We start from the raw sequence: 26202 nt of genomic DNA, 5'->3' as shown, positions 1-26202 counted from the left end.
CCGCGGGCTAGGCCGCGACGGCGGCGCCCTCGCCGCGCATGGCGGCCAGCGGATCGGCCGCGCGCGCGTAGCCGGCCGAGAAAACCAGGCGGCCCGCGCTCCACGTGTGGCTGACCAGCGGCTGGCCGCCCACCATGGCGACGGCCGTCAGGTCCGCCCTGAGCCCCGCCTGGATACGGCCGCGGTCGGTCAGGCCGGCGGCCTGGGCCGGATTGGCGGATACCAGCGCGACGGCCTGCGGCAGCGGCAGCGACGCCTGGCGCGCCGCCACGAAGGCCGCCGCGATCAGCGTGGACGGCTGGTAGTCGGAGCACAGGCAGCTGGCAACGCCGGCGCGTATCGCGTCGATGGCCCGTATCGAGCCGCTCTGGCTTTGCCCGCGCAAGACATTGGGCGCGCCCAGGATGGTGGGCAGGCCGCAGGATACGGCGGCCTTGGCGGTATCCAGCGTAATGGGAAACTCGCTCATCGCCACGCCCAGGGCGCGCATCGCGGCGATGCGATGCACCGAATCGTCGTCATGGCTGGCGGTCGGGATCCCGTGGCGGCGCGCCCGTTCGAGCAGGTGTTCCACGCGCCCTACCGCGCCTTCCTGCGCGACCGTCTTGGCGCGCGCGGCCTCTTCCGCCTGTTCCCGGCTCATGCCATGGTTGCCCATCATGTATTCCAGGTAGGCATCCAGGGTCTTGAACTGGCCCTGCCCCGGCGAATGGTCCATGACGGACAGCAGTTGCACCATGCCTTCGTCCATGAGCGCGGTCAGGACCGGCACGGCATACGGATCGGTGACCTCGTAGCGGCAGTGCACGCGGTTGTCCACCAGGCTATGCGGGCGGAAGGCGTGCAGGCTGCGGATGACCTCGGCGGCCGTGTCGTTGTTGCGCACGCCCCATTCGCGATTGGCGAAGGACACGGCATGGTAGGGCGTGGTGATGCCGGCCGCCGCGTTGCGCCGGTCTATCTGCGCCACGGCGAATTCCAGGGGAAACAGAACCCGGGCGCGGGGCTCGGCTTCTTTCTCGATGGCGTCGCAGTGCAGGTCGATCAGGCCCGGCATCAGCGTATGGCCGCGCAGGTCGACGACATGGTCGGCGCGGGCGTTCACCGGGTCGACGGCGGCGATACGGTCGTCCTCCAGCAGCAGCGATGCGCCGTCCAGGACGTCGTCGGCCAGCACGATGCGGGCGTGGGTCAGCAATGTGGTGGTCATGATTACTCCTGCAAGGCCGCGATGGCCGGTTCCAGGGCCAGGATGCGGGTGGCCACGGCGTCGCGAACGGCGTCGTCATGGAAGATGCCCACCACGCAGCGCCCTTCGGCCACCGCGTCGCGGATCAGCGAGACGACCACCTCGCGGTTGCCGGCATCCAGCGAAGCCGTCGGCTCGTCCAGCAACAACAGCGGATGCCCGCCTATGAAGCCGCGCGCGATGTTCACGCGCTGCTGCTCGCCGCCGGAAAAGGTGGCCGGCGGCAGATCCCACAGGCGCCGGGGCAGGCGCAGCCGTTCCAGCAAGGCGGCGGCGCGTTCGCGCGCCTGGGCCACCGCGACGCCGCGCTGGCGCAGCGGATCGGCCACGACATCCAGCGTCGAAACGCGCGGAATCGCCCGCAGGAACTGGCTGACATAACCGATCGCGTCGCGGCGCAGCTTGAGTACCCGCTGCTCCGGCGCGCGGGTCAGCTCGACCCATTCTTCGCCGTCGCGCACATGGATGCTGCCGGCCGTCGCCAGGTAGTTCCCATACAGGCAGCGCAGCAGCGTGCTCTTGCCCGTGCCCGACGGCCCGGCCAGCACCAGGCATTCGCCGCGCGCCGCGTCGAAGGAAACGTCGCGCAGGACGGGCAGCGTGATGCCGCCCTGGTTGTGCAGCGTGAACAGCTTGGACAGCCCACGCGCCTCTAGCATGATGTGTCGCGAAGTCATATCAATTACTCAAAATGGACGAAACGAGCAGCTGGGTGTACGGATGCTGCGGATCGTCCAGGATCTGGTCGGTCAGCCCGCTTTCCACCACGCGGCCGCCGCGCATCACCAGCGTGCGATGCGCCAGCAGGCGCGCCACGGCCAGATCGTGCGTGACGACGATGGCGGCCAGGCCCAGGTCGGACACCAGCTGGCGCAGCAGGTCCAGCAGCCGCGCCTGCACCGAGACATCGAGCGAGGCGGTCGGCTCGTCCATGAACACCATGCGCGGATGCGTCACCAGGTTGCGCGCGATCTGCAGCCGCTGCTGCATGCCGCCGGAAAACGAGGCCGGCGCATCGTCCAGCCGGCCCACGTCGATCTCCATCTTGTGCAGCCAATTGCCGGCGACTTCGCGCAGGCCGCCATAGTGCCGCTGGCCCACCGCCATCAGGCGTTCGGCGATATTGGCGCCGGCGCTGACCTGCATGCGCAGGCCGTCGCGCGGATTCTGCCGCACGAAGCCCCAATCCGTGCGGGCCAGCAGGCGCAGCCGCGCCCGCGACAAGGTGGCCAGGTCGGTGGGGCCTTCTTCGCGCAGGTCGTAGCGCACGCTGCCGGCCTGGGGCGCGACCTGGCAGGACACCGCCTGCAGCAGGGTGCTCTTGCCGGAGCCGGATTCGCCGACCACGCAGAGCACTTCGCCGGGATAAAGGTCGAAATCGACGTCCCGGCAGCCGTGCACGCCGTCCCAGGTATGCGTCATGCCGCGCACGGAAAGCAAAGGGGTGGGCGCCATCATGCCGCGTTCTCCTCGACCCGCGGGCCTTGGTGTCCGGCGGACTGGCGGTCCGCGCAGTATTCCGTATCGGAGCAGACGAACCGGCGCGTGCCTTCGTCGTCCAGGATGATCTCGTCCAGGAAGCTGTCGCGCGATCCGCACAGGGCGCAGCAATCCCGCCATTTCTCTACCGTGAAGGGGTGGTCCTCGAAGTCCAGGCTGCGTACCCGGGTGTAGGGCGGTACGGCGTAGACGCGCTTTTCCCGGCCGGCGCCGAACAGCATCAGGGCCGGACTGCCGTCCAGCTTGGGATTGTCGAACTTCGGTATGGGCGAAGGCCGCATCATGTAGCGGTCGTTGACCACGACCGGATAGTCGTACGTGGTGGCGATATGGCCGTGCTGCGCGATGTCTTCGTACAGCTTGACGTGCATGCCGCCGTACTCCGCCAGGGCATGCATGGTCCGCGTTTCGGTTTCGCTGGGCTCCAGCCAGCGCAGCGGTTCCGGGATGGGAACCTGGAACACCATCACCTGGCCTTCGCGCAGCGGCGTTTCCGGTATGCGATGGCGGGTCTGCACGATCGTGGCCTCGCGCGTCGATTCGGTGGTCCGCACGCCCGTGACGCGGGCGAAGAAGCGGCGGATGTTGATGGCGTTGGTGGTGTCGTCCGATCCCTGGTCGATGACCTTCAGCACATCGCCGGCGCCGATGATGGCGGCCGTCACCTGGATGCCGCCGGTTCCCCAGCCGTAGGGCAGCGGCATTTCGCGGCCGCCGAAGGGGACCTGGTAGCCGGGCACGGCCACGGCCTTCAATAAGGCCCGGCGCAGCATGCGCTTGGTGGATTCGTCCAGGTAGGCGAAGTTGTAATGCGGGTCGCGCGCGACGTCGGTGGCGGTCATGATGCAATGGCCTCGTCCAGGGTGGAAGCGGCCGCGCGCGCGGCCGCCGTATCGTCGTCTTGGGTGGCGGCACCGGCGGCGCGTCCGGCGCCCGCCCGCGCGGCGAGCTCTGCGCGCATGCGGCGCACCAGTTCCAGATTGGCCTGGAAGTCCACGTAGTGCGGCAGCTTCAGGTGCTGCACGAAGCCGGAGGCCTCGACATTGTCGCTGTGATACAGCACGAACTCCTGGTCGTTGGCCGGCGAGTCGGCGGCTTCTCCCAGCTCGGCCGCGCGCAGCGCGCGGTCCACCAGCGCCATGGACATGGCCTTGCGCTCGCCATAGCCGAAGACCAGGCCGTAGCCCCGGGTGAACCGGGGGCCTTCCTGGGGATCGCCGGCGAACTGGCTGACCATCTGGCATTCCGTCACTTCGATCTCGCCCACGGTCACCGTAAAGCCGAGTTCTTCGACGTACATCTCCACTTCGACCGTGCCGTAGCGGATCTCCGCGGCGAAGGGGTGGGTATTGCCATAGCCGCGCTGGGTGGAATAGCCCATGGACAGCAGGTAGCCCTCGTCGGCGCGCGCGAGATTCTGCAGCCGCGCGGCCCGCGATGCCGGGAAGGACAGCGGTTGGCGCGTCAGGTCGAAGGGCGCGGGATCGCCGGGGGGGACGGCCTCGTCCTCCACCAGCGATTCGCGCCGCAGCAGGTCCGTGACGCGGGGCATGCGGGCGGCCACGGGTTCCTGCGCGGGCGGCAGCGGCGGCGGCGGCGCGTCGTCCTCCAGGCTGAAGTCCAGCAGGCGCTGGGTGTAGTCGTAGGTCGGCCCCAGCACCTGGCCGCCCGGTATGTCCTTGAAGGTGGCGGAGATGCGCCGCTGCAAGCCCATGCGGGCCGTATCCAGCGGCTGGGTGTAGCCGAAGCGCGGCAGCGTGGTGCGGTAGGCGCGCAGCAGGAAGACCGCCTCGATGGCATCGCCGGCCGCCTGTTTCAGCGCCAGCGCCGCCAGGTGCGGATCGTAAAGCGATCCTTCGGCCATGACGCGCGCGACCGCCAGCGGCATTTGCTCGCGGATCTGCGCCAGCGTCAGGGCGGGCACCGCGGGATCCCCGCGGCGATAGCCGTCCAGCATGCGGTAGGAATTCAGGATGGCGCGCTCGCCCCCCTTCACGGCAACGTACATATCAGTTCTCCATCCGCGTGGTGCGCGGCAGGCCGCAAAGCCGGCTGCCCTGGGTCAGGAACAGGTCCACGCCCAGCGGGAACATCGCATGATTGGCCGCCCATTGCGCCTGGAAGCCCGCGGGCAGGCCCTGCACGCGCAAGGCGCGGCTGCCCGGAATTCCCGGCCCGGACAGGGTCAACGGCGTATCGGCGTCGAAGGCCTGGACTTCCAGCAGCAAGGTCGCGGACCGGTCCGGATAGGCGGGATCGCCGGCGTCGCACCGATCCAGCGCGGGCGCCGCGCAGCCCGCCGGCACGGCGACGAAACGCGCTTGCGCCGGCTCGTCCACCAGCGGGCAGCCGCAGTGGAAGCGCAGGAAGCCCCGCACCGTTTCCCCGACATCCGCGGGCAGCCACACGGGCGCGTCGATATCGGCCAGTGCCAGAAGCATGGCCGTCATCGCGGGCGACAGGCCATCGGGCACCCCGCTGGCGGCGTCCAGCGACTGGATCGCGCCGGGATGGGCCAGCGCCTGCAGCGCGGCGCGAAAGGTGGCCTGCGCGCCGCCGACCGGATCGTCGAATCCCGGCAGCAGCGTGGCGGCGGCCGCCGCGGCGTGCGCGGCGGCGGTGTGATGCATCGTCATGTCAGTCCTCTCCGCGCACCATGGTGAAGAAATCGACGCGCGTCTGTCCGGCGGCCGCCGCGCGCGCGGCGGCCTGCTCGGCATGGGCGCGCGCCAGCGGCTCGATAACGTCGCGCCGCACGCGCTCGCGCCAGGCATCCATCTGCAGCAGGCCGTCCAGGACGGCGGCCTGCTCCGCGTGGCGCGGCGCGCGCCCCCGCACATACGCGGTGCCGACGACGCCGTCGTCGAAGGCGACGGTACAGCGCGTCACGGAAAGCTCGCCCAGGTTGAATTGCGCGCCGGTCCCGCCCGCACGGCCGCGCACCATCGCCATGCCGGTCTCCGGCGCGCGCAGCTTGCGGTAGCCGGGCAACGCGCCCAGCCCGGCATAGGCGCCGGCCAGCGCCTGGGGATCCGCCAAGGCCATCACGCGCATCCAGGCGGCGCGCGGGGCGTGGGGCTGTCCACCGGTATCCGAAATCATGGTTACCTCTAAACGTCTATACGAGTAGATGTAGTATGATCGCCCGGACAGCAAAGTTCAACCGCAGTGAAGCACGATGTGGGTGAATTTTTTATGACTACGCCTGCGCAACGGGACGACATCATGGTGGAAAGAGGATCGGGCATCGCCATCTGGCGCCAAATCGGCGAGGCCCTGGCGACGGACATACGCAACAAGCGCTACGTGCCCGGCGAACAGCTGCCGCCGGAGCCGGAGCTTGCCGCCAAGTTCTCCGTGAACCGCCACACGATACGGCGCGCCATGGGGGCGCTGGAGCAAGGCGGCCTGGTGCGCATCGAGCAGGGCCGCGGGACTTTCGTGCAGGAGCATGCCATCGATTACGCCATCGGCAAGCGCACGCGCTTTTCCGAGAATCTCGGCAGCCAGGGCGTACTGGGCCATACGCATGTGCTGGACAGCGGCACCGTCAAGTCGGCCGACATCGCGCAGCACCTGGGCCTGGCGCGCAACGCGGCCCTGCTGCGCGTGCATCTGGTCGGCAAAACCGAAAACCGCACCATCAGCGTGGCCGAGCATTATTTCGACGAAAAGCGCTTTCCCGGCTTCGTGGACAAGCTGAACGCCACGCGCTCGATCTCCAAGACCTATCGCCAGTTCGGTATCGCCGATTACACCCGCAAGTGGTCGCGTATCACCGCCACGCTGCCCAACGACGATGTCGCGCGCCTGCTGGCCCAGCCCAAGACCCGCCCCATCCTGAAGGTAGAGGCCTTGAACGTCGACCAGGACAAGCTGCCGCTGCAATACAGCGTCACGCGGTTCTCCGGCGACTGGGTGCAGCTCATGGTCAACGACCAGGACTAGCCCCGGCGGCCCGCTCCCCAGGGGCCGCCGCGTCTCGCAACACATCTAGACATCTGTCCGTCATCAATCCCGCCTAAGCTATCCGGCTCAACAGGTAGACCTATGCATACAGACACTACGCCCCCCCGCTTTCTGCGCGGCATCCGCGGCCGCCGCGTATTGACGTCCCAGGGGTTGGGCCCAGCCGGCCTGTCCTTCGCGCAGGACCGCATCGCCGAGGTGAGCCTGGACGCGGACCACCCGCGGGCGGATTTCGACGCCGGTAACCTGCTGGTGCTGCCCGGCATCGTGGACCTGCACGGCGACGCCTTCGAACGCGCCATCATGCCGCGCCCCGGCGTGACCTTCCCGTACGACGGCGCCCTGCTCGACGTCGATCGCCAGCTGCTTGCCAACGGCATCACCACCGAATTCCACGGCTTGACCCTGTCCTGGGAAGGCGGCCTGCGTGGCGAGCCCTACGCCCAGCGCATGTTCGACGCGCTGGAACGCATGCAGCGCCTGCTGGGCGCGCGCCATTACGTGCACCTGCGCTTCGAGACCCATCACGTGGCCGGCGTGGAACTCGCGCAGTCGTGGATACGGGCGGGCAAGGTGCGCTTCCTGGCCTTGAACGACCACCTGCCCAGCATGACCAGGCGCCTGGGCGACGACCGCAAGCTGCTGCAGTATGCGGAACGCGCGGAATGCGACCTGGACACGTTCCAGGAACGCATCCGGGCGGCGATGAGGTCGGCCGACGCCGTGGCCGGCGCCATGCGCGAACTGACCGATTGCGCGCTGGACGCCGGCCTGGAGATCGCATCCCACGACGACCGCGATGCCGCCACGCGGCGTTATTACCACCAGCTGGGCTGCAAGGTGGCGGAATTCCCGCTGACCATGGAAGCCGCCCAGGTCGCCCGCGGGCTGGGCGACTCCATCGTTTTCGGCGCGCCCAACGTCGTGCGTGGCGGCAGCCACACCAATGCGCCCGATGCGACGGCGATGATACGCGCCGGCCTGTGCGACATCCTGGCATCCGACTACTACTATCCCGCGCAATTGAACGCCGTCCTGAAGCTGGCCGCCCGCGGCATCCTGCCGCTGGAGCAGGCCTGGGCGCTGGTGTCGCGCAACCCCGCGCGGGCAGCGGGCCTGAAGGACCGCGGCCTGCTGGATGCCGGCATGACGGCCGACGCCATCGTGGTGGACGACAGCGTTCCCGAGGTCCCGCGCGTCTGCGCGGCCATCGTCGGCGGACGCCTGTGCTATGCCGCGCGCCACTTCGACAGCCGCCTGGAACGGGCCGCCGCCTGAGGTGCCACACCATGCCGCGGGCTTATCGATATGCCGTTTACCTGGCCCCGGTGGGCGCCTGGCGCGAATTCGGCCGGGCCTGGCTGGGCCGCGATGAAGAAACCGGCCAGCGCCTGCCCCGCTCGCGCCAGGACGATCCGCGCCTGGACGCCTGGACCGAGGCGCCCCGCCACTACGGGCTGCACGCCACCCTTAAGCCGCCATTCCGCCTGCGGCGCGGCACCACCGCCCGGGGGCTGGACGAGACCATGCGTGCATTGGCGCGCATGCAGGCGCCCTTCTCCATCGGCCTGGAACTGCGCGCACTGCGCGGTTTCCTGGCCTGGTGCCTGCCCGACGACGCGGGCACGCACGCGCGCGTACGGGCACTGGCCGACCGCATGGTGCGCGACGTGGATGCCTACCGCGAACCGCCTTCTCCCGCCGAGATCGCGCGCCGCCGGCCCGACCAGCTCAGCCTGCCCCAGCAACGCATGCTGGCGGAATGGGGCTACCCCTATGTCTTCGACACCTACACCTTCCATGTCACGCTGACCGGCCAATTGGGCGGCACGGAGCTCGACCACGCGCAGGACCTGGTGCGCGCCCGCGCCGGACGCGCGCTGGACGGCGCCATGCCCGTCGAGGCGGTCAGCGTATACGTGCAGCCACGCCAGGACGATCCCTTTATCGTCGCGCGGCATTACGGTTTCGACGGCCGCGTCCGCGACGCCGCCGGCAGTTCGTATCTGGACGACGACGCGCCATGAAGGACGATTCCCCGCCCCTGGTCTACGTCATGGGCCCTTCGGGCAGCGGCAAGGACACGCTGCTGCGCCGGCTGCGCGCCATGAGCGCGCCCGAGGACCGCATCCTGGTGGCGCACCGCTACATCACCCGTCCCAGCGGGGCGGACGAGGCCTCGCTCGCGCTGGACGAAGAGGAATTCGTCCGCCGCGAACAGCTCGGCTGCTTCGCCCTGTCCTGGCGCAGCCATGGCCTGGCCTACGGCATAGGCGTGGAGATCGACGCCTGGATGGCGGCGGGCGTGACCGTCCTGGTGAACGGATCGCGGGCCTACCTGCCGCAGGCCTGCGCGCGCTATCCGGGCCTGTGCGCGGTGGAGATCGCGGTCGCGCCGCAAGCCCTGAAGCTGCGCCTGGCGGGACGCGGCCGCGAAAGCGGACACGCGCTGGAAGCAAGGCTGGCGCGCGCGACGACACCGTTCCACGTGCCGGCGGATTGCCTGCACCTGACGATAGACAACAACGGCGCGCCCGAAGAAGCGGCGACGAAACTGCTGGACATTGTCCGGCGGCGCCACGCATAGCGCCTTGCGCGGGCCGCCCGGAATGGGCCGCGTCGCCCCATCCCGGGCGCGCCAGGCCTGGATCAATGCCCCAGCACGCGCAGCTCCCACGAAACGATGGCGGCGGCGGGCGCCGGATCCCGGGCGTCGATCACCTGCAATGTCCAGGTGCCGCGCGCGGACTCGTCCAGGAAGGCGTTGGATGCGGCCAGGTCGATGGAGAACTCGTCGGTGCCTATGAGCTTGACCATGGTGTGCGCCGGCAGGATGATGCTGCGAGTTCCCGCGGGCGACGTCAGCACGATATGCAACTGGCCGGGCTCCTTGTGCGTGGTACGCAGCCGCAGCTGTACGGTCTCGACCTTGATGTCGCCGTCCACCGCGATGCGCGATTTCCCGGCGTCGGCGTCCTTGGCCGAGACCGGCACATCCGTCTGCGCCGTCGCCAGCCAGCCGGTGTTGCGCAGCGGCCCCAGCAGCCTATGGCGCCGCGCGGCCTGTACCGCGGCGCTTGCGTCAACCAGGCCAAAGCCATACCAGTTGCTGAAGGCGCGCCCGGCGGCGTTGGTCACCCAGCCATCGTCCAGCACCAGTCCTTGCCAGACGATCTTCTGGCGGTCCGGGTCCAGCTTGCGCGCCGTGGTGGCCAGGATGTACTTGATGTCGCGCCACGTCAGCCGGGGATTGGCCTGCAGCACCAGCGCGGCAACGCCCGTCACGGTCGGCGCCGCGGCGGAGGTACCGTTGGCGCGCGCGGTGTAGTTGCCGCTGGGGTCGATGGGCGACGCGCTTGCGCTGTCCAGCGCGTTGAAGCGAGGATATCCCGGTTCCTCGCGATTCAAGCCCTGTTGCACGCCCGTGGTATCCGCCGCGACGATGGCCGGCGCGTACAAATGCGCATCGTCGACGCGCGAGGATCTTCCGTGCGCGCCCGATTCGACGAGCCGCGCGGTATGGCCGTTGGCGCCGGATGCCTCCGCGTATTGCCTTTCGTGGCCGAATTCGCCCCCCAGGCCGCTGACCCAGAGCGCCGAGCCGGTATTGGAATAGGAAGCCTTGACGCCGGCGGCGTTCACCGCCCCCACCGTCAGGGCGTTGGCCATGGTATTGATCTTGTCGGCCGTCGCGGTCAGGCAACTGATGCCCGTGCCCATCGTCGCGGCACGGCAGGCGTCGGCATCGATACCGATCTTGTGGGGCCGCTCGAATTCGTTGCCGGCGGACTTGATGAAAAGCTTGCCGTGACGCGAATCGAGCTCGGTATCGGGGTATTCGGATGCATCGTACGGGGCGAAATACACCGGCGAATTGCCACCGCTGGCGTTGTGCAGGATGGGCGTGGGCAGATCGTGCGCGCCGGGCGCCATCATGTCGAGCAGCCTCGCGTCGGGCGCGATGCCGCGGCCGCCCTTGCCGTTGTGCGCCACGGCGCCGATGATGCTGGCCGTGGCGGTGGCGTGCGCGACCTCGCGCGCGGGCGAGCGGGCCGGGTCCACCGGTCCGCCCAGCACCAGGTTGGGGGCCAGGTCCTCGTGCCCGGGATCGATGCGGCCTTGTTCGTGGATGGCCACGACGACGCCCTTGCCGGTGATACCTTCGCGGTGCAGCGTGCCGATGTTCAGGTCTATCCCGGGCGTGGGCAGGGTATCGGCGAAGACACGCTGCCCGGTGTTCTTCAGGTGCCACTGATAAGGGTACAGCGGGTCGTCCCGCCCCGCGCTTTCGAGCGTAAGCGTCGCGTTGTCGGCGGCTTGGCTGGCGGGGGTCGCCGGCGTGACGGGCGCCGGCATGGGGTCGGGCGGCACCGCGGCCGCGGGCGTGGAAACGTGGCTGGAAATCATGGGGACATGGACGGGTTGAAAAAGGCCACATGGTGGTGGCCCGGCGGCGCGCTTCGATCCCCGCATCCAGTGCCCGTGGAGGGCGGCGCTCCACGATTCATCAACGCGCGCCCTGCTCCCCTGCCCGTCCCGCCGCCCACGCCCGGCGTCGACCGATGCGCCCACGGAGGCGCCGCTCAGGCGGCCACCGTCTCCAGCATATCCAGGTAGTGCCGCAGCGGCGGCGTCGCGGCCCCCGGCACCTTGGCCAGGTCGTCGTACTTGCGCAGGCGCACGGCCTCGGCGAAATATGGCAGGCGCTCGAAGGCCTGCACTTCCTGCGTGCTGAACGGACCGCCCTGCAGCACCAGCGTGTCCTTGGACGCCTGCGACAGCGTGGCCCAGTATGCGCGGTCGACGGCGCACAGGTAGCGCTTGGCCGGCACGTGCAGGCGCACCGGCGCGCAGACGCTCTCGCCGACCAGGCCCAGCAAGGCGCGCGCGCCCACGTCCTGGTGGCGCTTGTCCTCCTGCTCGCTCTCGGCCATCATCAGGTGGCCGATATCGTGCAGCAGTCCGGCGACGACGGTGGCGGGCGATTCGCCGGCCTGTTCGGCCAGGGCCGCGCACTGCAGCGCGTGTTCGGTCTGGGTAATGGCCTCGCGGCCGTAATAGGCGCTGCCGTAGCCGCGGAACAGGCTCTCGACGCGCGCCAGCGTCAGGGCTTCGGACATGACGCCCCCCATCAGATGAAAAGTTTGCGTATGCGCGACGACAGCAAGTCGATGCCCGTCACGAAGACCACGATGATGATCATGACCGCGCAGGTCTGCGCATACTGGAAGCTGCGGATGATCTCCCACAGCACCATGCCGATACCGCCGGCGCCCACGATGCCCACGACGGACGCGGACCGCACGTTGGACTCGAAGCGGTACAGGGAATAGGAAATCCACAAGGGCAGCACCTGGGGGATGACCCCGAAGACGATTTCCTCTATGGCCCCCGCGCCCGTGGCGCGCACACCCTCCACCGGCCGGGGATCGATGGCCTCCACGGCCTCGGAGAACAGCTTGGCCAGCACACCCAGGGTATGCACCCACAGCGCCAGCACGCCGGCGAAGGGCCCCAGGCCCACGGCGACGATGAACAGCATGGCGAAGACCATCTCGTTGATGGCGCGGCAGGCGTCCATCAGCCGGCGCACGGGCTGGTATACCCAGGCCGGGACGATGTTCGACGAGCACAGCAGGCTCATGGGAACCGCCAGCACAATGGCCAGGAAGGTACCCCAGATCGCGATCTGGACGGTGACCAGCATTTCTTCCAGGTACATGCGCCAGTCGCGGAAGTTCGGCGGGAAGAAATCCCGCGCGAACTGCGACATGTTGCCCGAATCCCGGAACAGGTCCAGCGGACGCATGTCGGCGCCCTGCCACGAGGCGGCCAGCACCGCGATGACGATGGCCCAGGCCAGCATGGTGGGCAGCGAGCTCTTGGGCGGTTGCGGCGCGGGCCGCGCCGAGGACAGGGTGGCGCTCATTGGATATCTACCTGTTTACTGCGATGCGCGCGATTACTGTTGCGCCTTGGCGGCGGTGACCTGCTTGGCCAGGTCCGCCAGCTTGGCATCCAGCTCCGCCAGCTTCTGCTGCTTTTCCTGGGCGCCCAGCGTCGTGTCGTGCTCCACCTTGGCACGCTGGCCGGCCAGGTTGATCTGGCGCACGGGCAGCAGCTGCGTGTTGTCGGATTGGACGAAGCCCTTGTAGGTCAGGCCCTGCAGGTTCTTCAGCTCCTGCGCGGCGTTGGGGCCGGTCTTGCCGTAGTTCACGAAGAAGGCCTGCACTTTCTTCTTCAGGTCGGCCGGCAGGTCGGTGCGCCACACCAGCGGATCGGCGGGAATCAGCGGCGACTTCCACAGGATGCGGATCTTTTCCTCCGCATTGTGGCCGGTGCTGATCTGGTAGCGCGCGATCGCTTCGGTATTGGTGATCGCCACGTCCACCTGGCCGTTCATCGCCGACAGCAGATTGGTCTCGTGGTTGGCGATGCGGAAATTCTTGAAGAAACTCTTCGCATCGATCTTGTTCGCGCCCCACAGGTAGTAATTGGGAACGGCCGTGCCCGAGGTCGAGTTGGGATCGCCGGCGCCGTAGCTCATGGTCTTGCCGTTCTTCAGCACGTCGTCCAGGGACTTGACCTTGCCGTCCTTGGCGGTGACCAGCACCGACCAGTAGCCGGGATTGCCGTCCTTGTCGATCACGTGGGCAAAGACTTCGCCCTGGGAACGGTCCACCGCCTCGATGGCCGACAGGTTGCCGTACCAGGCCAGCTGGACCTTGTTGAAACGCATGCCTTCGATGATGCCGGCGTAGTCGGACGCGAAGAAGGGCTTGACCGGCACGCCGACGGCCTTGCTCAGGTCATCGATAACCGGCTGCCAGGCGCTGCGCAGATTGGAGGACGATTCGGTCGAGATAATGCCGAAATTCAGGGTCTTCGCGTCCTGGGCGAACGCCGGAGCGGTCAGGGCCGCGGAGGCGACGAGGGCGCAAAAGGTTCTGCGAAGCATGAGGGTAACTCCGTGTCTTGCGGTAGGAAGGAAAGGAATTCAGGCGGCGGCCAGCTGGGGACGGCCCGTGGCGGCGCGCGGCGGCAGGCCTTCCGCCGGCGGCGCGGCAGGCATCAGCTCGTCCAGTTCGGTGCCATACAGGTCTTGCAGCATCGCCGGGCTCAGGTCGGCCGAGGGACCGTCGTACACCACCTTGCCGTGCCGCAGGGCCACCACCCGCGGGCAGTAGCGCATGGCCACATCGACCTGGTGCAGCGAAACGACGACGGCCACGCCGCGGGCGCGATTGATCTGTGCCAGCGTATCCATCACGCGGCGCGACGATTCGGGATCCAGCGAGGCGATGGGCTCGTCGGCCAGGATGGTGCGCGCGTTCTGCACCAGGGTCCGCGCGATGGCGGCGCGCTGCTGCTGGCCGCCGGACAGGTTCGAGGCGCGCTGGAAGGCATGGCCTTCGATGCCCACCTGCGCCAAGGCGTCCAGGCCCACCTGGATTTCGCCGCGCAGGAACCAGCGCAGCAGGCTGCGGTACAGGGGAACGCGCGGCAGCATGCCGGCCAGCACATTGGTGATGACCGGCAGGCGGCCCACCAGATTGAATTGCTGGAAGACGAAACCGATGCCCGCGCGCGCGCGGCGCACGTCGCGGCTGATGCGGCCGTTGCGCTGGATCAGGTCGCCGTTGACGCGGATCTCGCCGCCGCCGGCATCGGCCGCCACGAAGCCGGCCAGGTGGCGCAGCAGCGTGGACTTGCCGGAGCCCGAGGCGCCGAGCAGCGCGACCATTTCGCCGTCCCGCACCTGCAGGCTCACGTCGTCCAGGGCCTTGTGCCCGGGACGGAAGGACTTGCTCACCCCGCGCACATCGATTGCATAAGTCATGACGGATCCCGCCTTCAAATTGATGCGAGTAGTCTGGGCAGCCCCCATGACAAGGGCATGACGGTGTAATACGGCATTCAGACAGTTTTTCGTGACGGTCTGTATGTTCGTCATCAAAATGAAATGATGCGCACCGCCATGCGGGCCGCTGCATTAGTCCTCGCGGCGGAGTCCCCAGGCGCGCCCCCACGGCTCCGGTCGCGGCCCCGCAGGCGGCCATATACGCGCTATTGCGGCGAAACACCCGCCAGAAACGCCGATATCGCGGCTGCCCAGCCGTGCAATGCATGAGCACGCTGCGGCGCCGCATCGGCAGGGCCGTTGCACCCTAAGCACATGGGTCATCTCCGGTTCTTATGGAGGACGCATGGCGCTGCGCCGGACGCGCAGAATCGGAGCATGGTTAAGGGCATAGGAGGTCGCCCATGGGCTTGCTCAGGACTTTATTCGCGCTATCCGTGGTTCTGGACCACTCACCTTTCAATGACGGCAATATGCTGGTGGGCGGACGCCTTGCGGTGCAGCTTTTCTATGTCATTTCGGGTTTCCTGATTTCGTACATCCTGGCCACCGACCCGGCTTATCGCAGCACGGCACGCTTCTACGAGAACCGCTTGCTGCGGCTGTTTCCCACGTATCTGGCGGTCGCCGTCGTCGCGCTGGCGCTGAACTGGGTGGCCAACCCGGAATTCATCGACGTATACCGCCGCAGCCCCGACAGTGCCGACCTGTTCCTGGTGCTTTCGAACCTGTTCATTTTTGGCCAGGACTGGCTGATGTTCTTCGGCATACGCAACGGTACGCTGGCCTTCACGGGCAGCTATGCCGCCAGCGACGTGCCGCTGTACCAGGGCTTGCTGGTGCCGCAGGCCTGGACGCTGGGCGTGGAGCTGAGCTTCTACCTGATCGCGCCGTTCGTGCTGCGTTCGATGTGGCGGGTGGCGGCCCTGTTCCTGGCGTCGCTCGCGCTGCGCGCGGTGCTGTTGCATATGGGCGTGGCGCAGTCCGACCCGTGGACGTATCGCTTCTTCCCGCTGGAACTGGCGCTGTTCCTGGCCGGCGCCCTGTCGCACCGGCTGTTGCTGCCGGGCTGGCAGCGGCTGGTCGCGCGCTTCCATTACCTGCCGGAACTGGCCACCGGCCTGTTCGTGGTGTATGCCTTGTTCCACTTCTCGGTGACGATCAACCACAACGTGCGCGACGCCCTGGCGCTGGCGGTGTTCACCGGCATCCTGCCGCTGACTTTCATCTATCAGTCGCGGCACAGGCTGGATAAAAAAATCGGGCAGCTGAGCTACCCGATCTATATCTCGCATGCCGTCGCCATTCTGCTGGTGCATCAGGCGACGAGCTGGCTGGGCCTGACCGACGCGCTGGCGATCTCGGTGCTGAACGTCCTGCTGTCGCTGATGCTGGCCGTGGTGCTCTGGCGCCTGATAGACAGCAGGATCGAAAGGCTGCGCGAGCGCGTCAAGTCCGGCGCGCCGTCAGGCGCTCCGGCGCGCGCCCTGCGGGCTTGAGAAGGCACCGGAGACCGCTTGCGCGACGATGGCCACGACGATGTTCACGACCAGCGCCACCAGGCCCGTGTACACGCCGTAGCTGTCGCCGCCCACCACGAAGCTATGCACGGGCTTGATGCCGTCCATATAGGCCAGCGTGGTGCCGGTGGCCAGCCCGGCCAGCCAGCCCAGCAGCAGCGGACCGCCGCGGAACCAGCCGAAGAACAGGCCGAACACCACGGCGGGGAAGGTCTGCAGGATCCACACGCCGCCCAGCAGCTGCAGGTCGAGCGCGTACTGCGTGGGGACGAACAGGATGAAGACCAGCGCGCCCACCTTGACCACCAGCGAGACGATCTTGGCGACCTTGGCCTCGCCTTCCGAGCTGACCGCGGGATTGACGTAGGCCTTCCAGAAGTTGCGGGTGAACAGGTTGGCCGCGCCGATGGACATCACGGCGGCCGGCACCAGCGCGCCGATGGCGATGGCGGCGAACGCAAAGCCCGCGAACCAGCTGGGGAACAGGGTGTTGAACAGCGCCGGCACCACGTCGTTAGGGGTCTGCGGATGCAGGTTGGCGGCATAGGCCATGTAGCCCAGCAGCGCGATCAGCCCCAGCAGCAGCGTATAGGCCGGCAGGAAGATGGCGTTCTTGCGTATCGTATCGGCGCTCTTGGCGGCGAAAATGCCCGTCAGCGTGTGCGGGTACATGAAGGCCGCCAGGGCGGAGCCCAGCGCCAGGGTCGCATACGGCAGGAACTGCGAGGCCTTCAGCGTCAGGCCGGTGGCGCCGCCCTTGGCGGCAAAGCCCGCCGCCGCGGAAGAGAACACCGCGCCATAGCCGCCCAGCTTGGCGGGCACCAGCACGATCGCCACCAGCACCACGATATAGATCATCAGGTCCTTGACGAAGGCGATCAGCGCCGGCGCGCGCAGGCCGGCGGAATAGGTATACAGCGCCAGGATCACGAAGGCCGCGGCCAGCGGCAGCTCGCCGGTCAGGCCCAGGGCCTTGATCACGACTTCCATGCCGACCAGCTGCAGCGCGATGTAGGGCATGGTCGCCAGTACGCCGGTGACGGCGATGGCGAGTTCCAGCGGACGCGACTGGAAGCGGGCGTAGACCACATCGGCCGAGGTGACGTGGCCGGCCTTGTGCGCCACCCGCCACAGGCGCGGCATGATGGTGAACACGATGGGATAGACCAGGATGGTGTATGGCAGCGCGAAGAAGCCATAGGCGCCGACCGCATAGACCAGCGCGGGCACGGCGATGACGGTGTACGCGGTGTAGAAATCGCCGCCGACCAGGAACCAGGTGATCCAGGTGCCGAAGCGGCGTCCGCCCAGCCCCCATTCATCCAGGTGGCTGGCGGCGTCGCCGCGTTGCCAGCGCGAGGCCGCGAAGCCCATGACCGTGACCAGCACGAAGAAAAAGACGAATACGCCGAGGGCGGTCCAGTTGATGCCGGTCATCATTCGTCTCCCTGGCCACGCTGGCTACGGTAGACGATCCATGTCAGGAACGCGGTGATCGGCACCCACAGCAGCTGGTACCAGTAGAAGAAGGGAAAGCCGAACAGCTCGGGCAAGGTCTCGTTGTAGAACGGTACCCAGAGCAAGCCGATGAAGGGCAGCAATAGCAGAATCCACATGCCTAGACTCGTTGTAAAGGGGTTGTCTCTCGTTTGTCTCGCGGCGGGTTGCGCGGATGGACATGGCGCCACGCGACGCGAGGTAGCGTGCCGGCGGCGAGGCCGCAGAATACTCCCGTACATCGAGCGGTCGCAATAAAACCGGGCGCATGCGCAACAGTTGGCGGCCCGTTCAGGTCTCTGTCGGGCGCCTGTGCTCAGCGCTGCGCCACGCTCCGGTGGAAGGCGCCGATGCCGTACGAAACGCCGTCCCGGTACATGCACGGCGGCAGTAAAAGGTTTACACCAGGGTAAAATTAGCGTAAACTCTATCGAGTAATAAATCCCCATAGCCCAGACTGCGTCTGAGCGATTGCGGCCTGTCGGCGGCACTGCCGCTCCCACCTGCTTCTTCCAATACGCCTGCCTGGGCGCATTGCGACCAAGCGCCCGCTTGCGCGGGTTTTCAGCCGCCGCGGCGGCAAGCGTCCTCGCCCTTTTTCCACCCCGGACGCAACCGGCTGCCGGAGCGTCACGGGCGCAAGCCCTTGGACCTGGCCCCCGGGGATTTTTCCTGCCGTTGCGCCGCAGCCGTGCAACGCGACGGTTCCCCATTTCTGGAGACTTTTATGGCGAAAGAAGAACTGATCGAACTCGACGGTATCGTCGATGAAGTACTGCCCGACGCCCGCTACCGCGTCACGCTGGACAACGGCGTGGAAGTCGGCGCCTATGCGTCCGGACGCCTGCGCAAGCACCGCATCCGCATCCTGGCCGGCGACCGTGTCACCCTGGAGATGTCGCCCTACGACCTGACCAAGGGCCGCATCAATTTCCGCCACAAGGACGCCAACCCCGTGCCGCGTCCCGCCACCAGCACGTACCGACGCTAGGAGTGGCCGGGCTTTCGGCCCGATTTCGACCGAATGCGCGGTCGCGCCATGGGTTAATGTTCCGGCTTTCGCCGAAGCACCCATCAGCCAGCCATGGCGACTGAACAGGACTTGCGCGCCGCCCTCGCGCGCATCACCGAACTCGAAAAACAACTCGCCCTGGCCGACCGCGGCTGGCAGTTGCTGGGCCGCTCCCGCGCGGCGTTCATCAGCAGCCTGCGGCACACCGGCCTGTCCTACGCGCACGCCCAGATCAAGTTCGACGACTTCGTCGAGGAACAGCGCCGCCTGTACGAACACCTTACGCAGGCGCTACAGGCTGCCCACGAGCATTACGCCAGCCTGGCGCGGTCCGCGGCCGGGGAAGAAGCCCCGGAGCGTCATCCGGATGAGCATCCCGGCGAGGTCGCCGCGGCGCCCACGCGGCCCTGAGGCCGCGGGTGCCGCGCCGGCGCGCCTCACATGCACAGATTGGCGGTCTGGACCAGGTTCTGGGAACCGAAGGACGAACGCGAGGACATGCGGACTTCGACGTTGCCGTTCGCATACTGCAGGATGCGCACCACCGAACTGGGCCCCATCGCCCCTTCGGCCACCACGTCGTAGCCATTGCTGATGGCGATCGTCTTTACCTGTTCGCCCTGGCCGCGCCAGCCGTCGGCGACGCACTGCGCATAGGCTTGCGGCGACTTGGACGTACGTCCGAAAAACACCGGGTCTCTTTTCAGCAGATCGCTGGGGGAGGTGCAGCCTGCCAGAACCAGCAGGGCGGCGGCGGCGCATAGGCGACGGGTCATCACGGCATCCCATTCATTTCATCGATAACGATCCGGGACTATAGCGCAGGAGTATGCTGAAGCGGTCCCGCGGCCCGCTGGCACGGGATGCGGCATGTCATGCCGCGGTTTCGAACGTCCGCCTTTCCCAGCTCGAAAAGGAATCCCCATGAAACGTTCATACCTTGCTCTCGCTCTTGCCTGCGGCGCCCTCGCCGTTTCCGCCGTGCAGGCCCAGCCCGCCACCCAGGGCAAAACCGACAAGGGCGCCGCCCTGGTCGACCAGAAGAAAATGACGCTGTACACCTACGACAAGGATGCCCAGGGCAAGTCCAATTGCAATGGGCAGTGCGCGGCCAACTGGCCGCCGCTGGCCGCCGGCACGGACGCCAAGGCCAGCGGCAAGTGGACCGTCATCACCCGCGACGACGGCAGCAAGCAATGGGCATACGGCGGCATGCCGCTGTACACCTTCAAGAAGGACACCAAGCCGGGAGACGCGACCGGCGACGGCGCGGGCGGCGGGACCTGGCATATCGCCAAGCCCTGAGCGCGCGCCGCGGCCCGCCGCGCCGTCCGGCGGCGGGCCGCCCGCTTACTTGCGCAGCGCCGACTTCGGGCGGAAGGCCTTGACGATTTCAGGACGCGTCTCGATGTAGGGGCCGCCTATCAGGTCGATGCAATACGGGACCGCGGCGAAAATGCCGGGCGCCGCCACCTCTCCTTGCGGGCCGCGCAGCCCCTCCAGCGTTTCCTTGATCGCCTTCGGCTGTCCCGGCAGGTTGACGATCAGCGCGGCATGGTCGGGCGTTTCGCGCAGCACCGCCACCTGCCGCGACAAAATCGCGGTGGGGACGAACTTCAGGCTGATCTGCCGCATCTGCTCCCCGAAGCCCGGCATTTCGCGCGTGGCGACGGCCAGGGTGGCTTCCGGCGTGACATCGCGGCGCGCGGGTCCCGTGCCGCCGGTGGTCAGCACCAGGTCGCAGCCGACCTGGTCCACCAGCTCGATCAGGACCGCGGAAATCGTCGCCCGGTCGTCGGGAATCAGGCGCTCCGCGGACTGCCACGGCGAGGACAAGGCGGTGCCCAGCCAGTCCCGCAGCGCGGGGATGCCCTGGTCTTCGTACGTGCCCTGCGATGCCCGGTCGGACACGGACACAAGGCCGACGATCAATTCATCGGGATGGCGGCGCACAAGGCGCTTGGCGGTATTGCTCATTTGACGGCACCTGACGGAACGAAGACATTCCGCGCACTATACCGCCGCCGATGTCAGCGCCCCAGGTTGGCGCGCGGGTCGAAGGGCGCCTGGCGCTGCAGGTTGCGGTAGGCCTCGCGCATCGCCGGCGTGTCGGCCGGCGGCAGGACCACCTCCAGCTCCAGGTACAGGTCGCCCACCGGCTTGCCGGGCAGGCCGCGCCCTTTCAGGCGCAGCTTGCTGCCGTTGCGGGAACCGGCGGGGATGGCCACTTCCACCTGTCCGCCCGGGGTGGGCGCCGTCACGGTCGCGCCCAGCGCGGCTTCCCAGGGGGCCACCGGCAAGGTCAGGGCCAGGTCGCGGCCGTCCACCCGGTACAGCCGGTGCGGCTTCAGGCGCACCTCCAGGTACAGGTCGCCCGCCGCGCCGCCGGCGTAGCCCGCCATGCCCTGCCCGGCCAGGCGGATGCGCTGCCCCTCGCGGATGCCGGCGGGAATCTTCACATTGAGCTTGCGTTCCTGCAGCCGTGGCCGGCCCTGCTCGTCCATCTTCATGGAGCGCAGGCTGATCTGCCTTTCCGCGCCGTGCAGCGCGTCTTCCAGGTCGACCTCGATGGTGGCATGGTGGTCCTCGCCACGGGCGCGGAAACCGCGCGGCCGCTTGCGCGTCGCGCCGCCGAACAGGGACGAGAAGAACTCGCTGAAGTCGGCGTCCTCGCCGCCGCCGGAGGAACTGAATTCGAAACCCTGGTCCCAGCCCGGCGGCGGCCGGTGGCCGGCGCCGGCGGAAACGCCCGCCGCCAGGCCGTCATACGCGGCCCGCTTCTCGGGATCGCGCAGCACGTCGTAGGCCTCGTTGATGTCCCGCATGCGCGCTTCGGCGTCGGGCTCCTTGCTGACGTCGGGATGGTACTGGCGCGCCAGCTTGCGATAGGCGCGGCGCAGGTCGTCGTCGCCGACGCCGCGCTCCACGCCCAGGATGTCGTAATAGTTTTTGAACTCCATATTGCCCGCTCTCGGTTCCGGGTCGCCGCGCGGGGACTACCCGGCCCACGCCGCCGCGGAAAACGCTGCCTGCGCCGAGGTTCCGCGCATCCCCTTTCCGGCGCCAGCCTGGCGATCCCGGACAAACTTTCAGATAGTGGACATATCGGGGCGAAACGGCGGATTTCAACGTAAGGCAGCCGCATGGGTCTACGGAACCCTACACCCACCGCGCCGGCGGGAGGATCCGCCGTTCGGGCGATGCGCGGACGCGTGGGCCGGTCCCGTACCGTGCCCCGGGATGACGACCGGGACGGCCGTAACCGCTGGCACTGCGCCCGATACAACATTGGGAACATTATGTAGCGCGGCGACGACGTTTACGACAGAATGAGTGCCGTTCATATTAGCGGGCACCTGGTTTGTTCCGTCGCCAAACACTCACGATCCAGCAGCAGATCGTCCTGCTGGCCGGCACGCTTTGCCTGGCCCTGGTGGCCGCGGCGGCCGGCGGAGCGGCCTACATGGGCCAGCGCCAGACTCGTGATTTGATCGAACAGCACGTGGCCGACATCGCCGGCACCATGGCGCGCACCCTGGACCGCGATATGTTCGAGCGGTTCCGCGAGATCCGCATGCTGTCGGAAAGCGCGGCCGTGCGCGCCATGGCGTCGGAGTCCCTGCGCGGCGTGCTGACGGGCCGCCAGCAGTCCATGACGGACTATGCATGGATAGGCGTGGCCGGCACCGACGGGACGGTGATCGCCGCGACCCAGGGCAAGCTGGAAGGCGGCTCCGTGGCCGACCGCCTGTGGTTCAGGCGTGGCCTGGAATCGCCCAACATCGGCGACGTGCGCGAATCCAATATGCTGAACGAGCTGCTGGGGCGTCCGCGCGGCAAGGGTTTCCGCTTCGTCGAGATCTCCGCGCCCATCGCGGACCACGGCCGCGTCATCGGCGTGCTGGGGGCCCACCTGAGCTGGACCTGGGCCGCCGACGTCCGCCGCGCCATGCTGGAAGCCGACAGCGCCAGCGGCGTCCGCGACCTGTGGATTCTGTCGTCGGACGGCACCATGCTGCTGGGCCCCCGCCTGGGCAGCAAACCTTTTCCGGACGAACAGGTCGCCCGCATGCGCGCCAGCCGGCAGGGCTACTTCGAAATGCAGACGGACCAGGGCGAGATGCTGACCGGCTACGCCCTGGCATCGGGCTATCGCGATTTTCCGGGCCGCAACTGGATCATCGTGGCCCAGCAGCCGGCCCGCGACGCCTATGCCGCGGTGCGGCGCCTGGAATGGCGCGTCCTGATCCTTAGCGTGCTCATCAGCCTGGCCGGCCTGGCATTGATGTGGACGATCGCCAACCGCATCGCCCGCCCCCTGCGCGCCCTGACCAAGGCCGCCACCCACCTGGGCCGCGACGAATCCGTGACCATGCTGCCCCGCCTGGGCGGCGCCCGGGAAATCGTCGACCTTTCCGCCGCGCTGCGTTCGCTGATGCGCCGCCTGGACGTGGAGCAGGCGCGCGCCGAGCACGTGCAGCGCCGCGCGCAGATCGAGGAACAGCGCTACGTGCAGGAGATCAGCGAGCTGCGCAAGGCGGCCGGCATCGATCCCTTGTCCGGCCTGTTGAACCGCCGCTCCTTCCTGTACGCGGCCGCCATGCTGATGGCCGAACAAAGCAGCCGCATGGGGCAAGTGGCCGTCATCATGGCCGACATCGATTTTTTCAAGATGGTCAACGACAACCACGGTCATGGCGCGGGCGACGCCACCATCCGCAAGGTGGGCGAGATCCTGACGGGCTCGGTGCGCGAACACGATCTGGTCGCGCGCTTCGGCGGCGAGGAATTCGTCATCCTGCTGGCGGGCGCCTCGCCCAACGCGGTGCTGGCCACCGCCGAGCGGATGCGCCGCAACGTGCAGGAAACGCCCATCGAATACCAGCACGTGACCATCCGCATCACCATCAGCCTGGGCATCGCCGTGGGCAGCGCGCGCGACGGCGACATCCAGGCCATCATCGAAAGCGCCGACCATGCCCTGTACCGCGCCAAGCAGCGCGGCCGCAACCGGGCCGTCCTGTCCGCCTGACCTCCGGAACCCGCCATGGCTGATCCCGACCACTTCGCGCTCCTGGCCCGCTACAACGCCTGGATGAACGACAAGCTGCTGCAGGCCGCCCGCCAACTGCCCCCGCAGGGCTTGCGGGCCGATCGCGGCGCGTTCTTCGGTTCCATCCTGGGTACCCTCAACCATCTCGTGGTGACCGACACCATGTGGTTCAGGCGCTTCCTGGACCACCCCGCGGCGCTCCGCACCGGCGCCCTGGCGCCCATCGCGGCCATGCCGGTCGAAAATCGCCTGGACGCCGCGCCCTTCGATACGCTGGAGGACCTGCGGCCGCGCCGCGCCGCCATCGACGCGGCCATCGGCGCCTGGATCGGGGAACTCGGCGCCGAGGACCTTGCCTATATCCTGAGCTACCGCAACAGCAAGGGCATCGCGTCGCGGCGCGAGACCGCCAGCCTGCTGCTGCACGTCTTCAACCACCAGACCCATCACCGCGCCCAGGCCGCCACTCTGCTGACGCAGGCCGGCGTGGACGTGGGCGTGACCGATCTGCTCGTCCTGGTGCCGGACGAACTGGCCGGGCGCTGCTAGTATTGACCCGACACATGGGCGCCCCCGGCTGCCCGTGCACCACACGCTGACCGGAGGAGACCGTGGCCGTACCGCTGACCCTATACGTCGATGCCCATTTCCTGAGCCCCTACGCGCTGTCCGCGTACGTCGCCCTGGAAAAAAAAGGGCTGGACTTCGAGGTCAGGCTGGTGGACCTGGAGCAAGGCGACCAGCGGACCGCGCCTTTCCTGCACCGGTCGCCCATCGGCAAAATCCCGGTGCTGGCGCACCTGGACTTCTACCTGGCGGAATCCAGCGCCATCGCCGAATACCTGGAACACGCTTTCCCGCCTCCGGACTATCCGGCCCTGTATCCGGCGGACCCGCGCCCACGTGCCCAGGCCCGCCAGATCCAGGCCTGGCTGCGCAGCGACCTGCACGCCCTGCGCCGCGAGCGCCCTACCGAGGTGATTTTCGAAGGCATGCGGCCGGGGCCGCTGAGCGACGCCGGCCACTGCGACGCGGCCCGCCTGATCCGCGTGGCCAGCGCCATGCTGGCGCACGGCCGGCCGCACCTGTTCGACGCCTGGTGCCTGGCCGACCTGGACCTGGCGCTGATGATCAACCGCCTGGCCATCGCGGGCGACAGCCTCCCGGACGCGCTGCACACCTATGCGCAGGCACAATGGAACCACCCCGGCGTGCGCCACTGGCTGGCCAGCCGGGGATAGCGGCGCCGCACGGACATCCAAGGCCCCGCCCTGGCCCCTGCGCAGCCGGTCCCGCATGGGCCGGCGGACCCGTCGGCGGGCCCTCCAGCCGGCACGCGCCGCGCCTTCAGCCCGCCCGCTGCTGCAGGACTTCCACGGCGGGCAGGGTCTTGCCTTCCAGGAACTCCAGGAAGGCGCCGCCGCCCGTGGAGATATACCCCACCTTGTCGGTGATGCCGAACTTGGCGATGGCCGCCAGCGTATCGCCGCCACCGGCGATGGAAAATCCCTGGGACTCGGCGATCGCGCGGGCGATCGCTTCGGTGCCGTGCGAGAACTGTTCGAACTCGAACACCCCAACCGGCCCGTTCCACACGATGGTGCCGGCCTTCTTCAGGATGTCGGCCAGCGCCTGCGCGGTCCGCGGCCCGATATCCAGGACCATGTCGTCCGCGCCGATGGCGTCGGCCGGCTTGACCGTGGCCGGGGCATCGGCGCCGAACGAGGGCGCGCACACCACGTCGGTGGGAATGGGCACATCCGCGCCGCGCTGGCGCATGATGTCCATCACCGCCGCAGCCTCGCCCTTCTGCTCCGGTTCGGCCAGCGATTTGCCGATGGGCTTGCCGGCGGCCAGCATGAAGGTATTGGCGATGCCGCCCCCCACCACCAGCTGGTCGACCTTGTCCGCCAGCGACTGCAGGATGCTCAGCTTGGTCGACACCTTGGATCCACCCACGATGGCCACCAGTGGGCGCTTGGGTTCGTGCAGGGCACGGCCCAGGGCATCGAGTTCGGCTTCCAGCAACGGGCCGGCGCAGGCCACGGGCGCGAAGCGCGCGATCCCGTGGGTGGTGGCCTCGGCGCGGTGCGCCGTACCGAAGGCATCGTTGACATAGACATCGCACAGCGCCGCCATTTTGCGCGACAGGCCTTCGTCGTTTTTCTTCTCGCCCGGGTTCACGCGGCAGTTCTCCAGCAGCACCACCTGGCCCGGGGACACCTGCACGCCATCCACCCAATCGCGCACCAGGGGCACGGGCATGCCCAGCAGCTCGGACAGGCGGCGGCCCACCGGCGCCAGGCTGTCGGCGTCCGTCAGCTGGCCTTCCTTCGGCCGCCCCAGGTGGGACGTCACCATCACGGCCGCGCCGGCGTCCAGCGCCATGCGGATGCCCGGTACCGAGGCACGGATGCGCGTGTCTTCGCTGATGTTGCCGGCGTCGTCGAACGGCACATTGAGGTCGGCGCGGATGAACACACGCTTGCCTTGCAGCGCGCCGGACTTGGCCAGCGCGGACAGAGTATTTACCTTGGACAT

At 68.2% G+C, this 26202-nt stretch carries 29 protein-coding genes; 11 read left to right on the top strand and 18 right to left on the bottom strand.

The window, feature by feature from the left end:
- Positions 1-7: 7 nt before the first annotated feature.
- From BAU06_RS05060 to phnG, 7 genes are read right to left on the bottom strand one after another with little or no spacing between them, the layout of a single operon-like run.
- Positions 8-1210, bottom strand: coding sequence for an alpha-D-ribose 1-methylphosphonate 5-triphosphate diphosphatase (locus BAU06_RS05060; RefSeq protein ID WP_066345110.1), 1203 nt, complete (start codon positions 1208-1210; stop codon positions 8-10).
- A 2-nt stretch (positions 1211-1212) separates the two neighbouring features.
- Positions 1213-1926: a phosphonate C-P lyase system protein PhnL gene (gene phnL / locus BAU06_RS05055; protein WP_066345108.1), complete on the bottom strand. Its 714-nt coding sequence runs from the start codon at positions 1924-1926 to the stop codon at positions 1213-1215.
- A 1-nt stretch (position 1927) separates the two neighbouring features.
- On the bottom strand, positions 1928-2704 hold the full coding sequence (gene phnK / locus BAU06_RS05050) for a phosphonate C-P lyase system protein PhnK (RefSeq protein WP_066358102.1): 777 nt from the start codon (positions 2702-2704) through the stop codon (positions 1928-1930).
- On the bottom strand, positions 2704-3591 hold the full coding sequence (locus tag BAU06_RS05045; protein ID WP_066345106.1) for an alpha-D-ribose 1-methylphosphonate 5-phosphate C-P-lyase PhnJ: 888 nt from the start codon (positions 3589-3591) through the stop codon (positions 2704-2706). Before BAU06_RS05045 ends, phnK begins: the two co-directional genes overlap by 1 nt.
- On the bottom strand, positions 3588-4757 hold the full coding sequence (locus BAU06_RS05040; protein ID WP_066345104.1) for a carbon-phosphorus lyase complex subunit: 1170 nt from the start codon (positions 4755-4757) through the stop codon (positions 3588-3590). The genes BAU06_RS05045 and BAU06_RS05040 overlap by 4 nt, the downstream gene beginning before the upstream one ends.
- Before the next feature lies 1 nt (position 4758).
- Positions 4759-5385, bottom strand: coding sequence for a phosphonate C-P lyase system protein PhnH (gene phnH / locus BAU06_RS05035; protein WP_415834869.1), 627 nt, complete (start codon positions 5383-5385; stop codon positions 4759-4761).
- A 1-nt stretch (position 5386) separates the two neighbouring features.
- The gene (gene phnG, locus BAU06_RS05030) at positions 5387-5851 is read right to left on the bottom strand and encodes a phosphonate C-P lyase system protein PhnG (protein ID WP_066345097.1); all 465 of its coding nucleotides are present in this window, start codon (positions 5849-5851) and stop codon (positions 5387-5389) included.
- 123 nt (positions 5852-5974) lie between these two features.
- Between phnG and phnF the strand changes: the two genes are divergently transcribed.
- The 4 genes from phnF (at position 5975) to phnN (ending at position 9305) form a co-directional block, all read left to right on the top strand.
- Positions 5975-6697, top strand: a complete 723-nt coding sequence (phnF, locus tag BAU06_RS05025) for a phosphonate metabolism transcriptional regulator PhnF (protein ID WP_066358097.1) — start codon at positions 5975-5977, stop codon at positions 6695-6697.
- 102 nt (positions 6698-6799) lie between these two features.
- The gene (locus BAU06_RS05020; protein ID WP_066345093.1) at positions 6800-7996 is read left to right on the top strand and encodes an alpha-D-ribose 1-methylphosphonate 5-triphosphate diphosphatase; all 1197 of its coding nucleotides are present in this window, start codon (positions 6800-6802) and stop codon (positions 7994-7996) included.
- Positions 7997-8007: 11 nt separating this feature from the next.
- Entirely contained in the window at positions 8008-8745 is a 738-nt protein-coding gene (locus tag BAU06_RS05015; RefSeq protein WP_066345085.1) for a DUF1045 domain-containing protein, read from the top strand.
- Positions 8742-9305, top strand: coding sequence for a phosphonate metabolism protein/1,5-bisphosphokinase (PRPP-forming) PhnN (gene phnN / locus BAU06_RS05010; RefSeq protein ID WP_066345084.1), 564 nt, complete (start codon positions 8742-8744; stop codon positions 9303-9305). The genes BAU06_RS05015 and phnN overlap by 4 nt, the downstream gene beginning before the upstream one ends.
- 62 nt (positions 9306-9367) lie before the next feature.
- Here the strand turns inward: phnN and BAU06_RS05005 are convergent, their stop codons facing one another.
- The 5 genes from BAU06_RS05005 to phnC form a co-directional block, all read right to left on the bottom strand.
- Positions 9368-11125 carry a S8 family serine peptidase gene (locus BAU06_RS05005; RefSeq protein ID WP_066345082.1) on the bottom strand — a complete coding sequence of 586 codons (1758 nt, stop codon included), beginning with the start codon at positions 11123-11125 and terminating at the stop codon, positions 9368-9370.
- Between the two features lie 176 nt (positions 11126-11301).
- The gene (locus BAU06_RS05000) at positions 11302-11838 is read right to left on the bottom strand and encodes a phosphonate degradation HD-domain oxygenase (RefSeq protein ID WP_066358094.1); all 537 of its coding nucleotides are present in this window, start codon (positions 11836-11838) and stop codon (positions 11302-11304) included.
- Between the two features lie 11 nt (positions 11839-11849).
- Positions 11850-12647: a phosphonate ABC transporter, permease protein PhnE gene (gene phnE / locus BAU06_RS04995; protein ID WP_066345080.1), complete on the bottom strand. Its 798-nt coding sequence runs from the start codon at positions 12645-12647 to the stop codon at positions 11850-11852.
- A gap of 33 nt (positions 12648-12680) precedes the next feature.
- Positions 12681-13676 (bottom strand): phosphonate ABC transporter substrate-binding protein, encoded by a 996-nt coding sequence (phnD, locus tag BAU06_RS04990; protein WP_066345078.1) that lies wholly within the window; start codon positions 13674-13676, stop codon positions 12681-12683.
- Between the two features lie 39 nt (positions 13677-13715).
- A complete protein-coding gene (gene phnC / locus BAU06_RS04985) occupies positions 13716-14558 on the bottom strand; it encodes a phosphonate ABC transporter ATP-binding protein (protein WP_066345076.1) in 843 nt (280 codons plus the stop codon).
- Between the two features lie 425 nt (positions 14559-14983).
- Here phnC and BAU06_RS04980 point away from each other — a divergent pair, with 425 nt between their 5' ends.
- Complete coding sequence (locus tag BAU06_RS04980) at positions 14984-16078, top strand: acyltransferase family protein (protein ID WP_082987984.1); 1095 nt, start codon at positions 14984-14986, stop codon at positions 16076-16078.
- Here the strand turns inward: BAU06_RS04980 and mctP are convergent.
- On the bottom strand, positions 16046-17539 hold the full coding sequence (gene mctP / locus BAU06_RS04975) for a monocarboxylate uptake permease MctP (protein WP_156770152.1): 1494 nt from the start codon (positions 17537-17539) through the stop codon (positions 16046-16048). The genes BAU06_RS04980 and mctP overlap by 33 nt on opposite strands.
- A complete protein-coding gene (locus tag BAU06_RS04970; RefSeq protein WP_066345070.1) occupies positions 17536-17715 on the bottom strand; it encodes a DUF3311 domain-containing protein in 180 nt (59 codons plus the stop codon). The genes mctP and BAU06_RS04970 overlap by 4 nt, the downstream gene beginning before the upstream one ends.
- 608 nt (positions 17716-18323) lie before the next feature.
- On the opposite strand from BAU06_RS04970, the gene infA reads away from it, so the two are divergent.
- Both infA and BAU06_RS04960 read left to right on the top strand, forming a co-directional pair.
- Entirely contained in the window at positions 18324-18587 is a 264-nt protein-coding gene (infA, locus tag BAU06_RS04965) for a translation initiation factor IF-1 (RefSeq protein ID WP_066345068.1), read from the top strand.
- Positions 18588-18680: 93 nt separating this feature from the next.
- Positions 18681-19019: a hypothetical protein gene (locus BAU06_RS04960; RefSeq protein WP_156770151.1), complete on the top strand. Its 339-nt coding sequence runs from the start codon at positions 18681-18683 to the stop codon at positions 19017-19019.
- A gap of 26 nt (positions 19020-19045) precedes the next feature.
- On the opposite strand, the gene BAU06_RS04955 is transcribed toward BAU06_RS04960, so the two are convergent.
- The gene (locus tag BAU06_RS04955) at positions 19046-19384 is read right to left on the bottom strand and encodes a hypothetical protein (protein WP_066345065.1); all 339 of its coding nucleotides are present in this window, start codon (positions 19382-19384) and stop codon (positions 19046-19048) included.
- A 148-nt stretch (positions 19385-19532) separates the two neighbouring features.
- Here BAU06_RS04955 and BAU06_RS04950 point away from each other — a divergent pair, with 148 nt between their 5' ends.
- Entirely contained in the window at positions 19533-19913 is a 381-nt protein-coding gene (locus BAU06_RS04950; protein WP_066345064.1) for a COG4315 family predicted lipoprotein, read from the top strand.
- 45 nt (positions 19914-19958) lie between these two features.
- Here the strand turns inward: BAU06_RS04950 and mog are convergent, their stop codons facing one another.
- Together mog and BAU06_RS04940 are read right to left on the bottom strand one after the other, a co-directional pair.
- Entirely contained in the window at positions 19959-20585 is a 627-nt protein-coding gene (gene mog, locus BAU06_RS04945; protein WP_066345063.1) for a molybdopterin adenylyltransferase, read from the bottom strand.
- Between the two features lie 53 nt (positions 20586-20638).
- Positions 20639-21568 (bottom strand): DnaJ C-terminal domain-containing protein, encoded by a 930-nt coding sequence (locus tag BAU06_RS04940; RefSeq protein ID WP_066345061.1) that lies wholly within the window; start codon positions 21566-21568, stop codon positions 20639-20641.
- Positions 21569-21969: 401 nt separating this feature from the next.
- Between BAU06_RS04940 and BAU06_RS04935 the strand changes: the two genes are divergently transcribed.
- The 3 genes from BAU06_RS04935 (at position 21970) to yfcF (ending at position 24902) form a co-directional block, all read left to right on the top strand.
- Complete coding sequence (locus BAU06_RS04935) at positions 21970-23640, top strand: sensor domain-containing diguanylate cyclase (protein WP_066345059.1); 1671 nt, start codon at positions 21970-21972, stop codon at positions 23638-23640.
- A gap of 15 nt (positions 23641-23655) precedes the next feature.
- Positions 23656-24210, top strand: a complete 555-nt coding sequence (locus BAU06_RS04930) for a DinB family protein (RefSeq protein WP_066345057.1) — start codon at positions 23656-23658, stop codon at positions 24208-24210.
- Between the two features lie 62 nt (positions 24211-24272).
- Positions 24273-24902 carry a glutathione transferase gene (gene yfcF, locus BAU06_RS04925; RefSeq protein WP_066345055.1) on the top strand — a complete coding sequence of 210 codons (630 nt, stop codon included), beginning with the start codon at positions 24273-24275 and terminating at the stop codon, positions 24900-24902.
- 106 nt (positions 24903-25008) lie between these two features.
- On the opposite strand, the gene BAU06_RS04920 is transcribed toward yfcF, so the two are convergent.
- Complete coding sequence (locus tag BAU06_RS04920; protein WP_066345048.1) at positions 25009-26202, bottom strand: phosphoglycerate kinase; 1194 nt, start codon at positions 26200-26202, stop codon at positions 25009-25011.

This window comes from Bordetella bronchialis, assembly GCF_001676705.1.
GTDB classification, from domain to species: domain Bacteria; phylum Pseudomonadota; class Gammaproteobacteria; order Burkholderiales; family Burkholderiaceae_B; genus Bordetella_C; species Bordetella_C bronchialis.
Note: the sequence above shows the minus strand (reverse complement) of the source record. Positions and strands in the feature narration are given on the sequence as shown.